Annotated in this window: 9 protein-coding genes; 1 reads left to right on the top strand and 8 read right to left on the bottom strand. The window is 64.7% G+C overall.

The features are described 5' to 3' along the window. Window positions 1-18: 18 nt before the first annotated feature. From cobA to ACYU8T_RS00460, 7 genes are all read right to left on the bottom strand, one after another. Window positions 19-801, bottom strand: a complete 783-nt coding sequence (gene cobA / locus ACYU8T_RS00490; protein WP_247234073.1) for a uroporphyrinogen-III C-methyltransferase — start codon at window positions 799-801, stop codon at window positions 19-21. Next, complete coding sequence (locus ACYU8T_RS00485) at window positions 788-3,400, bottom strand: molybdopterin-dependent oxidoreductase (protein ID WP_461158178.1); 2,613 nt, start codon at window positions 3,398-3,400, stop codon at window positions 788-790. Before ACYU8T_RS00485 ends, cobA begins: the two co-directional genes overlap by 14 nt. 126 nt (window positions 3,401-3,526) lie before the next feature. Then, the gene (gene nirD / locus ACYU8T_RS00480) at window positions 3,527-3,862 is read right to left on the bottom strand and encodes a nitrite reductase small subunit NirD (RefSeq protein WP_461158177.1); all 336 of its coding nucleotides are present in this window, start codon (window positions 3,860-3,862) and stop codon (window positions 3,527-3,529) included. A gap of 5 nt (window positions 3,863-3,867) precedes the next feature. After that, the gene (nirB, locus tag ACYU8T_RS00475) at window positions 3,868-6,375 is read right to left on the bottom strand and encodes a nitrite reductase large subunit NirB (RefSeq protein WP_461158176.1); all 2,508 of its coding nucleotides are present in this window, start codon (window positions 6,373-6,375) and stop codon (window positions 3,868-3,870) included. 303 nt (window positions 6,376-6,678) lie between these two features. After that, window positions 6,679-7,923, bottom strand: a complete 1,245-nt coding sequence (locus ACYU8T_RS00470; protein ID WP_461158175.1) for a nitrate/nitrite transporter — start codon at window positions 7,921-7,923, stop codon at window positions 6,679-6,681. A 259-nt stretch (window positions 7,924-8,182) separates the two neighbouring features. Continuing rightward, entirely contained in the window at window positions 8,183-9,385 is a 1,203-nt protein-coding gene (locus ACYU8T_RS00465; RefSeq protein WP_247234079.1) for a CmpA/NrtA family ABC transporter substrate-binding protein, read from the bottom strand. After that, window positions 9,382-9,963, bottom strand: coding sequence for an ANTAR domain-containing response regulator (locus ACYU8T_RS00460; protein WP_097090892.1), 582 nt, complete (start codon window positions 9,961-9,963; stop codon window positions 9,382-9,384). The genes ACYU8T_RS00465 and ACYU8T_RS00460 overlap by 4 nt, the downstream gene beginning before the upstream one ends. 188 nt (window positions 9,964-10,151) lie before the next feature. On the opposite strand from ACYU8T_RS00460, the gene ACYU8T_RS00455 reads away from it, so the two are divergent. Further along, window positions 10,152-11,729 carry an ABC-F family ATP-binding cassette domain-containing protein gene (locus tag ACYU8T_RS00455; RefSeq protein WP_461158174.1) on the top strand — a complete coding sequence of 526 codons (1,578 nt, stop codon included), beginning with the start codon at window positions 10,152-10,154 and terminating at the stop codon, window positions 11,727-11,729. Here the strand turns inward: ACYU8T_RS00455 and ACYU8T_RS00450 are convergent. Then, window positions 11,726-13,222, bottom strand: a complete 1,497-nt coding sequence (locus ACYU8T_RS00450) for a DHA2 family efflux MFS transporter permease subunit (RefSeq protein WP_201515477.1) — start codon at window positions 13,220-13,222, stop codon at window positions 11,726-11,728. The genes ACYU8T_RS00455 and ACYU8T_RS00450 overlap by 4 nt on opposite strands. Window positions 13,223-13,243: the final 21 nt, after the last annotated feature.

Raw genomic sequence — 13,243 nt, 5'->3', positions numbered from 1 at the left:
GTCGCGGAGAGCCGGTCTTCAAAGCTGAAGAGCGACGCTCGTGGCGGCCTCTACTGGCATGGTCGTGCCCGCCACCGCTTCACCAATCAGAAGCAGGGTCGGATCTTCGTCGCTGATCGTGGCCACCAGAAAGGCAAGCGCCGACAGCTTCCCCCGGATCAGGCGTTCGGTGGGCAGCGAGACATTGACCGCCACCATCACCGGCGTCTCGGGATCGCGTCCGGCGGCGATCAGCTGGCGGCTGATCTCTCCGGCGGCGGCGCGCCCCATATAGATGCCGAGCGTGCCCCCGGGACGGGCGAGCGTTTCCCAGTCGAGCTTGAGCGGCTCACCGGCTTTCAGATGCGCGGTCACCAGTGTCAGGCCGCGCGCCTTGCCGCGCAGGGTGAGCGAGGCGTTGCCGCTTGCCGCCGCCGCGCTGGCAGTGGTGATGCCGGGGCAGATGTGGGTGCGGATGCCGTCAGCGGCGAGATGATCCATCTCCTCGGCCGAGCGGCCAAAGACCGACGGGTCGCCGCCTTTCAGGCGCACGACGCGCTTGCCTGCCTTTGCGGCGGCGAGGAGGAGGTCGTTGATGCTTTCCTGATCCTTGCTGTGGCGGCCGGAGCGCTTGCCGACGCTGACGCGCTCGATGCCCTGCGGGATGAGGTCGAGGACGCCGGGGCCGACCAGTGCGTCATAAAAGACGATGTCGGCCGCCGCCATCAGCTTTTCGGCCTTGCGGGTCAGCAGGTCCGGGTCGCCGGGACCTGCGCCGACCAGCCAGACTTCACCGGGGGCGATAAGTTCATTCGGCTGCATGGAGCGTCTCCTGCGGGATTTGGGCGAGGATGTTGGCGAGCGCGGGGCGGCAGGACCCGCAGTTGGTGCCCGCGCCGATCGCCTTGCCGATGGCGGGCACGTCGACCAGGCTCTGGTCGCGAATTGCGGCGACGATCTGGTTGAGGCCGATGTCGAAGCAGACGCAGATGGTCGGGCCTTTGTCAGGCTGGCTGCCGGGGCCGCGCGCCGCGAGGACGGAAGCGCCCACCTCTTCGGCTTCAAGCTGGCCGATGAGCCAGTCGCGCGTGGGGAGCAGGCCGGTGCGGGTCACGAAGAGGACGCCTGCCAGCTTGCCATCCTTGATAATCGCGACGCGGCGGGTGCCACGCGACATATCGACGGCCTCGACCCGGTCGCCCCTGGGCAGGCAGGCTTCGAGCCGGGCGGGATCGCCATTGCCCGCGACCTCGTAAAGCGCGCCGCCCGGCACGGTGACCTTTGTCGCCCACAGGCAGGGAACCCTGGCGGGCTGCTCGCCGCGCAGGATCAGGAAGCCCTTCCACTCGGTCGCGACTTTCTCGATGCTGGCGGGCGTCAGCTTGAAGCCGGGCTGACCGGAATGGGGATCGACCAGCGGGCGGGGGAGCAGGCCGGTGCGGCCGCCGGTCGAGATTTGATCGGTCCAGTGGATCGGGGTGAAAATCTCGCCCCTGCGCTGGCCCTCGCTGAACGCCACGCGGAAGATGCTGTTGCCCTGCGCCGTGAAAACCCGGGCCAGGTCGCCATGGGCAATGCCCAGTTCCTGTGCGTCCTCGGCATGGATTTCGACAAGCGGCTCCTCCCGATGACGGGCGAGCTTCGCCGACAGGCCGGTGCGCGTCATCGTGTGCCACTGGTCGCGATAACGGCCGGTGTTGAGCGTCATCGGCCACTGTTGGAGCGGCTCCTGAAGGTCCATCTGCTTGGCGAGTACCAGCCGCGCCTTGCCATCGGGGGTGGAGAAGCGACCATCCGCGAAGGGCTTGTCGCCACCCCAGCGGAAGGGCTCCATCGCCTCATAGGCGTCGTTGCCGATGGTCGCCTGCGCGCGCAGGTTGAGCAGCCGTGCACCATCATTCTGATAGGCGGTCAGGCGGGCATGTTCGCGCCAGATGTCGGCGGGCCGATCATAGGCGAAGGCGTTGCGCCAGCCCATGCGACGGCCGACTTCCTTGATGATCCACCAGTCGGGCTTCGCCTCGCCGGGCAGCGCCATGAAGGGGCGCTGGCGGCTGATGGTGCGGTCCGAATTGGTGACGGTGCCGTCCTTCTCTCCCCAGCCAGCAGCGGGCAAGCGAACGTCGGCATAGACGCTGGTGTCGGTGTCGGCGATGATGTCCGAGACGACGAGGAAGGGCACGGTCTCCAGCGCCTCGCGGACCCGGCCTGCGTCGGGCAGCGAGACTGCGGGGTTGGTGGCCATCACCCAGAGCGCCTTGATCCGGCCTTCGTTGATGGCGCGGAACAGGTCGACGGCTTTCAGGCCCGGCTTGGTCGCCATGGTGGGCGCGGCCCAGAAGCGGCCGACGCGTTCCACATTCTCCGGCGCGAAGTCCATATGGGCCGCCAGCGTCGAGGCGAGGCCGCCGACTTCGCGGCCGCCCATGGCGTTGGGCTGGCCGGTGATGGAGAAGGGCGCAGCGCCGGGCTTGCCGATCCGGCCGGTAGCCAAGTGGACGTTGATGATCGCGTTGACCTGATCAGTACCGCGGATCGACTGGTTGATGCCCTGGCTGAACAAGGTGACGGTGCGCGCGGTGGCGGCGAACAGCTTGAAGAATTGCTCCAGCAGCGCGGGCGCGATGTCGCAGGTCTTTGCCGTGGTCCAGAGATCATGGCCGGTGCGGATATGCTCCCAGAAGCCTTCGGGCGCATTGAGATGGTCGGCGATGAACGCAGGGTCGGTGACGCCTTCCTGATCGCACCAGGCGAGCAGACCGCTCATCAGGGCAACGTCGGTGCCAGGCTTTACGGCCAGGTGCAGGTCCGCGCCTTCGCAGGTTTCGGTGCGGCGTGGGTCGATCACGACCAGCTTGGTCCCACGCTCCGCTCGCGCCGCCTGAATGCGCTGATAGACGATCGGGTGGCACCAGGCGGTGTTGGAGCCGACCAGCACGATCAGATCGGCTTCGTCCAGATCGTCGTAGCTGGCAGGCACGATGTCCTCGCCAAAGGCGCGGTTATGGCCCGCGACCGCGCTCGACATGCAAAGGCGGCTGTTGGTGTCGATATTCGCGGTGCCGATGAAGCCCTTCATCAGCTTGTTGGCGACATAATAATCTTCGGTCAGCAACTGGCCCGAGACGTAGAAGGCGACGCTGTCGGGGCCGAAGCGATCGACGGTGTCGCGAAATTTCTTCGCGACGAGGTCCAGCGACTTGTCCCAAGTGGCGCGCTTGTTGCCGATCATGGGGTGCAGCAGGCGGCCGGTTAGGCCCACCGTCTCGCCCAGATGCGTGCCCTTGGAGCAGAGCCGCCCGCCATTGGCAGGATGCGCCTCATCGCCCTTGATCGTGACCGATCGGGGTCCGGTCGGCGTGGCCGAAATGCCGCAACCGACGCCGCAATAGGCGCAGGTAGTGCGGATGGCCTGGTTCATGCTCTTACCTCTTCTTCCCGAGGAACAAGAATTGGGTGGAGGCGCTTGCCGCAAGGGATGGCCAACAAGACACCCCCACCCAGATCCCCGCCATTATGGCTGGGGACCGGAAGCTCGATGCCGCTTTCAGGCAGCCGCCTTCAGCGCCGTGGGCCGAGCGATCAGGATGCGACCGCCCTCCTCCTTCACGGCGATGGTCGGCGTGCAGCCCTCGTCATTGCCCTGCGCCTCGCCCGTTTTCAGGGCGATGTTCCAGTTGTGGAGCGGGCAGGCGACGCTGTGGCCATGGACGATGCCCTGGCTCAGCGGCCCCTTCTTGTGCGGGCATTCATTGACCAGCGCGAAGACCTTGTCATCGCTGGTGCGGAAGACGGCGATTTCCTTTTCGCCGCCAATCTGCACCGTGCGAGCGCCGCGCTGGGGAATGTCGGCCAGCGTTCCGATGTCGATCCAATCGGTCATGGGTGTCACTCCGCAGCGATGGCAATGGGTTCGAGGTGCTGGTGCAATTCGCTTTCTGCACCGGCGGCGCGCTGCGCCCAGGGATCTTCCTGGCTGAAGCTTTGCGAATAGAGGAAGCGTGCGCGCAGAGCCTCGCGGCCTGCGTCGTCCTCGACGATGCGCTGCTTCACATAGTCGACTCCGACGCGCTCGATCCAGGGCGCGGTGCGCTCCAGATAGCGTGCTTCCTCGCGGTAGAGCTGGGTGAAGGCGGCGCAGTAATCGAGCGCTTCCTGCTCGGTCGAAACCTTGCAGAGCAGATCGGTGGCGCGGACATGAATGCCGCCATTGCCGCCGACATGCAGTTCATAGCCCGAGTCCACGCAGACCACGCCGAAGTCCTTGATCGTCGCCTCCGCGCAGTTGCGGGGGCAACCGGATACGGCGATCTTGAACTTATGGGGCATCCACGACCCCCAGGTCATCCGCTCCGTCTTGACGCCAAGGCCGGTCGAATCCTGCGTGCCGAAGCGGCACCATTCCGAACCCACGCAGGTCTTCACCGTACGCAGCGACTTGCCGTAAGCGTGACCCGACACCATTCCAGCGGCATTGAGGTCGGCCCAGACGGCGGGCAGATCTTCCTTCTTGATGCCGAAGATATCCAGACGCTGGCCACCCGTGACCTTCACCATCGGCGCGTCATATTTCTCGACCACATCGGCGATCGCGCGCAGTTCCTTGGGGTTGGTCAGGCCACCCCACATGCGCGGGACGACCGAGTAGGTGCCGTCCTTCTGGATGTTGGCGTGCATACGTTCGTTGACGAAACGGCTCTGCTGGTCATCGACATATTCGCCCGGCAGCGCGCAGAGCAGATAGTAATTGAGCGCGGGGCGGCAGGAGGAACAACCATCCGGGGTGGACCAGTGCAGCTTCTGCATCACCTCGGGGATCGAGCGCATATTCTGCGCCACGATCTCGCGGCGGACATCGTCATGGCCGAAGCTGGTGCATTTGCACATCGTCTTGGGACCCGACTGGACGTCATCGCCCAGCACCACCGCCAGCAGGTTCTCGACGAGACCAGTGCACGAACCGCAGCTGGCCGAAGCCTTGCAGGTGGCGCGCACGGCATCCAGGCTGCATGCGCCCTTTTCGATGCAACCCACGACCTGGCCCTTGCTGACGCCGTTGCAGCCGCAAATCTCGGCATCGTCCGAGAGCGCCGCAACGGCCGCCTTAGGGTCCAGCGCGCCTCCTCCAGAGGCGAAGGCCTGACCGAAGATCAGCAGGTCGCGGATTTTGCCGACATCTTCCTCGCGCTTCAGCAGGTCGAAATACCAGCCGCCATCCGCCGTGTCGCCATAGAGGACCGCGCCAATGACCTTGTCATCCTTGACCACGACGCGCTTGTAGACGCCGCGTGATGCGTCGCGCAGCACGATGTCCTCGCAACCCTCACCGCCCGAGAAATCACCGGCGGAGAAGACGTCCAGACCGGCGACCTTGAGCTTGGTGGAGGTGACCGAACCCTTGTATCCCGTGTGCTGATCGGTCAGCCCATCAGCCAGGCTGCGGCACATGTCCCACAGCGGCGCGACAAGGCCATAGACATTGCCGTCATGCTCGACGCATTCGCCGACCGCCAGAACATCGGGGTCGCTGGTGACCATATGGTCATCGACCTTGATGCCGCGATTGACCTCCAGACCGGCTTCGCGCGCCAGAGCGGTCGAAGGGCGGATGCCCACCGCCATGACGACCAGGCTCGCCGGGATTTCGGTGCCGTCCTTCAGGCGGACGCCCTCGACCTTGCCGTCGCCATAGATGGATTCAGTGTTGGCGCCGGTCAGGATGGTTTGGCCCCGGCCTTCCAGCGCGATCTTGAGCAACCAGCCCGCCGCTTCGTCCAGCTGACGTTCCATCAGCGTGTCCATGAGGTGGATGACCGTCACCTTCATGCCGCGCAGGGTCAGGCCGTGTGCCGCTTCCAAACCGAGCAGGCCACCGCCGATCACCACTGCGTTGCCGCCCTTTCCGGCAGCTTCCAGCATCGTGTCGACATCCTTCATGTCGCGGAAGCTGATGACGCCGGGCAGGTCCTTACCCGGAACCGGGATGATGAACGGGTCGGAACCCGTCGCGATCAGCAGCTTGTCATAGCCAACAGTGCGACCCGACAGGCTCGTGACGGTCTTGGCGGTGCGGTCGATGCCCGTCACCGGATCACCCGCGATCAGTTCGATCTGATTGTCGTCATACCATTCGCGGCTGTTGATGATGATGTCATCGAAGCTCTTCTCACCAGCCAGAACCGGCGAGAGCATGATGCGATTATAGTTCACATAAGGCTCTGCGCCGAAGATGGTGACGCGATAACGCCCTGCATCCCGTGCCAACAGTTCCTCGACCGCGCGGCAACCGGCCATGCCGTTGCCAACAACCACCAGATGTTCGCGAACATCGTCCGAAGGCACGAAGATATCCTCTTCGTTGGCCGTCTCCGGTCCGGCGTTGTTCTGAAAATCCATCCCTTGACTCCAGACAATAAAAAAGCCGCCATCCGGACCCCTGGGCTTTGAACCCAGAGGTCTGGATGGCGGCTTTGCCATCATTCACGCTTTGTTGATCCGTCCGTGGATCACCGCAGCTATGTCAGTTGAGGACAACCTTGTCCTTCGCAGTGCAGCATAGATGAATGGGAAATGGGGTCAAGGTGATTCGGGAGAAACTTTCGCTCGAAATCCCAGAACACTTCCACCCGTTCGCACTGAAACAAAGGGCGGCGGCTCCTTTTCCGAGTGCCGCCGCCTCCCTCTCCAATCACTCTCTGATCAGATGCGCGCGCCGCTGCTCCAGGTCGCCCGCCATCGTGCACGAACCATCGAGATGCCAAGGAAGGCCACCACGCAAAGCCCCGCGAAGATCAGGAAGCCCGGCGCAAAACTGCCGGTGAACTGCTTGGCGATCCCCAGCGACGAAGCGAGGTAAAATCCACCAATGCCGCCCGCCATGCCGACCAGGCCCGTCATCACGCCGATTTCCGCCTGGAAGCGCTGCGGCACCAGTTGGAACACCGATCCGTTGCCGGCACCCAGCGCCAGCATCGCCGCGACGAAGAAGCCAAGCGCCGAAACCAGTGTGTCAGCGTAGGATACAGCCGCCAGCGCCAGAGCGGCGGCGATATAGACCATCATCAGCGCCTTGACCCCGCCGATCCGGTCGGCCAGCGCGCCGCCCATCGGACGGACCAGCGATCCGGCGAACACGCAACCCGCGGTGCAATAGCCTGCGGTGATCGGCGTCAGCCCGAACTGATCGGTGAAGTAGATTGGCAGGCTCGCGGCAAGGCCGACGAAACCGCCAAAGGTCACGGAATAAAAGCCCATCAGCCACCAGGCGTCCGCGCTCTTCAAAGGCTGGAAATAATCCACCAGCTTCTTGGGCGCAGGCGCGTTGGGCGCATTCTTCGCCATCATCATGTAGAGGACGAACACGATGGTAAGCGGGATGCAGGCGAGGCCGAGCACAGCGTTCCATCCGAACAGCTTGGCCAGGATCGGCGCGAAGAGCGACGCCAGCACCGTGCCCGAATTGCCCATGCCCGCAAGGCCCATGGCCTTCCCCTGATGTTCAGGCGGATACCAGCGGCTGGCCAGCGGCAGCGCGATGGCGAAGCTTGCGCCTGCAAAGCCCAAAATCACGCCTAGTGCCAGCGTACCGCCAAAGCTGTTGACGCCCATGAACCAGGCGGTGAAGAGGCCCAGGATCACGATGACCTGGCTGATTGCCCCCGCCTGCTTGCAGCCGATGCGGTCGACCAGCAGGCCGTTCACCACCCGCAGCAGCGCGCCCGCAAGCGTCGGCACCGCGACCATCAGCCCCTTTTCAGCGGGCGTCAGGCCCAATGTCTTGGAGATCGACGGGGCGAGTGGCCCAAGCAGCACCCACACCATGAAGGCGAGGTCGAAATACAGAAAGGCCGCGATCAGCGTCGGCGTGTGACCAGCTTTCCAGAAGCTGGTCGAACCCGCTTTCCCCTCACCGCTTTTGTCGCGGTCCCAATAAGCAGTTGCCATGATGCAAGTCCTTCAATCTAAGTGAAATGGACATAAAAAAAGCCGCTCTCCGGACGATCGCTTTCACGACATCCGGCCAGCGGCTTTGCTGCAAAATAATGTTGAGGAGAGCGTGCACCCTCTTTGGGCAGGCTCATCCGTAAACGCGCATCGTCGCGCGACCCTTATCTTATCCGATGATTCGTTTCATGTTGCAAGGCACAATTTTTCGTCGTTCATCGGCTTCAAATCCTCCCCAATAAGGATGGGGATGGAGCATTTAGAAACTCGCGAGAAAATCCTCGATCCGCTCAGGATCGAACACCCGCCCGTCGAAGAAGCGATCCGGCCCCAAGGTCAATTCGCCGCGCTTCGATCCCACCGCCAGTGGTGAGGCGACGGCGCCCTCCACCTTCATGCTTGCGCCGGGTATCGGCACATTGCTGTCCGCCAGCGCCCGCCGGAATATGTCGGGGCGGAACACGGACCCGGCCTTGGCGGCATTCTCCGCTGTATGCTCAACCATCTTCCACCGCACGAGCTGCGAATAGAGCCATAGCGCCTGACTGCGCCACGGAAACGGCGTAGCCTCCCGCGAAAAGAGCAGGAAGTCGGGCATATCCACGGGTGGCATATCCGCGCGCGCGGTGATGCGCCCCGATAGCGCGCGCCCGATCACATCGGCAGGCTGGTCGACCAGATGCGGCTGGGACAATAGGTGCGCCAACGCCTCATGGTTGGCCGGATCGTCGCACCATGCCGCCGACCGCACCAGCGCGCGGATCAGCGCATCGACGGCCTGCGGATTTTCCTCCAGCCAGGGCGTGCGGAAAGCCAGCACCTTTTCCACCCCGCGCCGCCAGATCCGCTCGCCGATCGCCACCGCTTCGGCAAGGCCCGCGTCCACCGCCGCGCTGCCCCAGGGCTCGCCCGCAATGAAGCCGTCAATCTCGCCCGCGCGCATCGCCTCCACGGTCAGCGACGGCGGCACCACCCGCAGCAGCACGTCGCGGTCCGGATCGACGCCAGCGCTCGCCAGCCAATAACGCAGCATGACCGCATGGCTGGAAAAGCGGTGGACGACGCCGATCACCGGCTTGCGCTTCCACAGGCCGATGGCGGCGGCGAAATCATGCGCCGTGCCCAGCGGATCGTCGAGCCGCGCGACCACATCGGGGTCGAGCGCCTGCGCGAATTCGCGTGCCATCACCAGCATATTGCCGTTGACGTTGAGCTTGTAGGGCGCGGCCAGCGGCGCGGGCTGCTGGCTCAATCCCAGCGTCACCGCGATGGCGAGCGGCGCCAGCATGTGGGCGGCCTGCACCTGCCCGAACACCAACCGGTCGCGCAAAGTCGCCCAGCTGGTCGCGCGGACGAGGTCAAGGGCGATGCCCTCCTCTTCCGCAAAGCCCTTTTCCCGCGCCACCGCCAGCACGGCGGAGTCGGTCAGCGGCAGATAGGCGATGCGCAGGGACGTCGTCATAACCCTCCTCCCAACAGGTCGCTGGCGGTGATCAGGGCCTGGGCGACATCCACGATCTTCTTCCCCTGGTTCATCGCGCCCGATCGCAGCAGCGCATAGGCGTCCGGCTCGCTGATGCCACGCTGGCTCATCAAAATGGATTTGGCGCGGTCGATGATCTTGCGGTCGGACAGCGCCGTGCGCGCCTCGTCCAGTTCCGTTTGCAGCTTGGCGAAGGCGTTGAAGCGGCGCACGGCCAGCTCCAGCACCGGCTTCACCCGTTCCTTGCGCAGGCCATCGACGACATAGGCGGACACGCCCGCATCGATCGCCGCGCCGATCATCGATTCGTCGGACTGGTCGACGAACATCGCGATCGGCCGGGCCAGCGCACGGCTGACCGACAGCATTTCCTCCAGCATGTCGCGGCTGGGGCTGCCCAGGTCCATCAGCACGACGTCGGGCGCCATGCGCTCCAGCCGCGCGACGAAGCCGCCGCGCGGGGGAACGATGTGGATATCGTCATAGCCCGCCTCGCGCAGTCCTTCTTCGAGTACCGTCGCGCGCAGGCCGCTGTCATCGATGATGACGATTCGCATGTGGACCCCGACCCTTTTGCCCTTTCAGTGACGGCGATGCTGCGCCGCGTCAATCGGGCGAGCGCGGCAAGGTTGCCTGCGTGCCGCACCTGCTGTATCGCTGCAGACCAATATTCGGAGGATCGACACCATGGACATCAACCTGATCGCACAGCCCCAACGCTTTGCTTTCAGCGAGATTTTTGCCCATGCCTTCGATCACATTATCGCACATCAGCTGGTCCGCGCCAGACGGGACAACCGTCCTTTCGGACATAGATTTTCGTTTCACTCCTGAGCGGATTGGCCTTGTCGGACGCAATGGCGTCGGCAAATCGACGCTGCTCGCCCTCATTTCCGGCAGGCTGAAGCCCACCAGCGGCAGCATTCAACGGGACGGGACCATCGCCGAACTGCGCCAGACCGTTCAGGTCGCGCCTGGCGAGACCATCGCCGATCTGTTCGGCGTGGCCCAAGCGATGGCGCTCCTTTCCAAGGCCGAACGCGGCGAGGCTGACATGACCGAGCTGGAAGCATGCGACTGGACGCTGCCATCCCGCATTGAGGAGGCTCTGGCGGACACCGGCCTCGAAGCCTTGCCCGAAACGCCACTCAGCCAATTGTCGGGCGGGCAGCGGACGCGGGCGGCGCTTGCCGGAGCGGTCTTCGCCCGGCCCGATTTTCTGCTTCTGGACGAACCGACCAACAATCTCGACGCCGATGGCCGGGCCGCGCTGATCGCCCTGCTCGCACGCTGGCGCGCGGGCGCGATCGTCGTCAGCCATGACCGCACGCTGCTGGAGGAAATGGAGGCGATCGCCGAACTGACGACGCTCGGCATCAGCCGCCATGGCGGCAACTTCTCCTCCTGGCAGGCACGCAAGGCAGTGGAACTGGCCGCTGCCGAGCAGGACCTCGCCAATGCCCAACGGCATCAAAGGGAGATCGCCAAGCGCACCCAGATCGCTACCGAGCGCAAGCAGCGCCGCGACGCCGCAGGCGCACGCAAGGGCGCAAAGGGCGACATGCCGCGCATCCTGATCGGCATGCGGAAAGACCGCGCCGAAGGGTCAGGTGGGGAGGCGGCGCGGCTGGCCGAGCGCCTGCGCCGCGAGTCGGAGCAGGCAGCGCAAGCCGCCCGGCAAAGGATCGAAGTGGTCGAAAGCCTGACGGTCGCCCTCCCCTCCACCGCTGTGCTGCCGGGGCAGCGGATCGTGATGCTCGATCATGTCACCGCGGGGCATGACCCCAACGCGCCGATCCTCAAGGGGCTGTCCTTCACCGTCAACGGCCCGGAACGCATCGCGATCATCGGCCCCAATGGCGCGGGCAAATCCACGCTGCTCCATGTGATCGCGGGCAGCCTTCCGCCGCTGTCCGGACAGGTCGACCGGCACGTCGCCTGCGCGCTGCTGGACCAGAAGGTGGAGCTGCTCGATCCGGCCGCCAGCATCGCGGACAATTTCGCGCGGCTGCATCCGGACGCCACCCATAATGAGGTACGCGCCGCCCTTGCCCGCTTCCGGTTCCGCGCCGACCTCGCGCTGCAAAAGGCCGGGAGCCTCAGCGGCGGGCAGCTGCTGCGCGCGGGGCTCGCCTGCGTGCTGAGCGGCGCGATGCCGCCGCCGCTGCTGATGCTGGACGAGCCGACCAACCATCTGGACCTGGACAGCATCGCGGCGATCGAACAGGGCCTGCTTGGCTATGACGGCGCGCTGATCGTGGTCAGCCACGACCCGGCCTTCCTGCGCGCCATCGGCATCGATCGGGAGATCAGCCTGCCTTAATGCGCCGCCGACATGTCCACGCGCGCCACCGGCTTCGGCGCGACCCAGACCAGCGCGGCTGCCACGAACAGGATCAAGGATGCGATGAAGAACACATGGTTCATCGACAATACCGTCGCCTGCTGATCGACCAGATTGGCAAGCATTTGCGGCGTCTGCTCGGGCGAAAGCCCCGTTCCGGAGAGCCGCGAGCCCACATCGGGGGCGAGCGCCGACACCATTTCATTGCGCGCGGTCCGCTGGCCATTGCCCCAGCCTGTGAGGACGACGGAGGTTGAGATCGCCACGGCCATGGTGCGCAGGAAATTCTGCATGCCCGCCGCTGACGCCGTCTCTTCCGGATTGACCGAACCCAGGGTCAGCGTCGTGAGCGGAATGATGAAGAAAGGCATCGCCAACCCCTGCACGACCTGCGGCAGCGAAAGCGTCCAGAAATCGGCTCCGCTCGTCCACCCGGCCCGCCACATCGTGACCATGCCCATCCACGCCACAGACGCCGATATCAGGATGCGCACATCCACTTTGCTGACCGCGCGGCCCGCCAGCGGCGCGACAAGAATGGACGTCATGGCGGTGAACGCCGTGACGATCCCCGCCCAAACGGCGGTGTAGCCCATCGATATCTGGAGCCATTGGGGAATGATGACGATCCCCGCGAAATAGGCCCCGAAGCAGAGCGAATATGTCAGCACCCCCGATGTGAAGCCGACATGGCGGAACACGCGCAGATCGACGATCGGATGCTCCTCGGTCAACTCCCAGATGATGAAGACGAGGAAGCCGATGCCCGCCAGCACGGCCAGCGTCAGGATCATGGGATCGGCGAACCAATCATGGTCGCGGCCGGTATCCAGCATGATCTGGAGACAGCCGATCCAGAATATCAGCAGGGCAAGGCCGATATAATCGATCGGCAGCTTCTTGCGCTCCGTTTCGGCTGGGGCGAGCAGCACCATCGCTGCGAAAACGCACAGCACGGCGATCGGCAGGTTGATGAAGAAGATCCAGTGCCAGCTCCAATTGTCGCTGATATAGCCGCCGATGATCGGCCCCAAGGCTGGCCCGGCGAGCGTCGTCATGGCCCAAAGCCCCATCACCCTTCCGCGCTGCTCGGGCGGAAAAATGCGCATCAGCAGGGTCTGCGACATCGGCATCAACGGCCCGCCGCACAGCCCCTGGCCGATGCGGCACACGACAAGCATGCCGAGCGTCATCGACAGGCCGCAGAGCAGCGAGAAGATGCCAAAGCCGATCATGCCCCCGATGAAGAGCCGCACCGTCCCGAACCGCTGCGCCAGCCAGCCGGTCAATGGCACGCAGACCGCTTCGGCCACCGCATAGGATGTGATGATCCATGTGCCCTGGTCAGGGGAAATGCCCAGATTACCGGCGATATGCGGCACCGACACGTTCGCGATCGTCAGGTCGAGCACGACCATGAAATTGCTCAATGCCAGCACGAACCCCGCCAGCATCCGCCGGCGGGGGTCCATAAAGAATTTTTCGGCCGCTTC

The organism is Sphingobium sp. TomMM35A, assembly GCF_054771735.1.
Note: the sequence above shows the minus strand (reverse complement) of the source record. Positions and strands in the feature narration are given on the sequence as shown.

What these genes read in the sequence shown, in the direction of transcription:
- ACYU8T_RS00465 (WP_247234079.1), bottom strand. Translation starts at nt 9,385, where the DNA reads ATGACGACGTCCCTGCGCATCGCCTATCTGCCGCTGACCGACTCCGCC.
- ACYU8T_RS00455 (WP_461158174.1), top strand. Translation starts at nt 10,152, where the DNA reads ATGCCTTCGATCACATTATCGCACATCAGCTGGTCCGCGCCAGACGGG.
- ACYU8T_RS00460 (WP_097090892.1), bottom strand. Translation starts at nt 9,963, where the DNA reads ATGCGAATCGTCATCATCGATGACAGCGGCCTGCGCGCGACGGTACTC.
- nirD (WP_461158177.1), bottom strand. Translation starts at nt 3,862, where the DNA reads ATGACCGATTGGATCGACATCGGAACGCTGGCCGACATTCCCCAGCGC.
- cobA (WP_247234073.1), bottom strand. Translation starts at nt 801, where the DNA reads ATGCAGCCGAATGAACTTATCGCCCCCGGTGAAGTCTGGCTGGTCGGC.
- ACYU8T_RS00485 (WP_461158178.1), bottom strand. Translation starts at nt 3,400, where the DNA reads ATGAACCAGGCCATCCGCACTACCTGCGCCTATTGCGGCGTCGGTTGC.
- ACYU8T_RS00470 (WP_461158175.1), bottom strand. Translation starts at nt 7,923, where the DNA reads ATGGCAACTGCTTATTGGGACCGCGACAAAAGCGGTGAGGGGAAAGCG.
- ACYU8T_RS00450 (WP_201515477.1), bottom strand. Translation starts at nt 13,222, where the DNA reads ATGGACCCCCGCCGGCGGATGCTGGCGGGGTTCGTGCTGGCATTGAGC.
- nirB (WP_461158176.1), bottom strand. Translation starts at nt 6,375, where the DNA reads ATGGATTTTCAGAACAACGCCGGACCGGAGACGGCCAACGAAGAGGAT.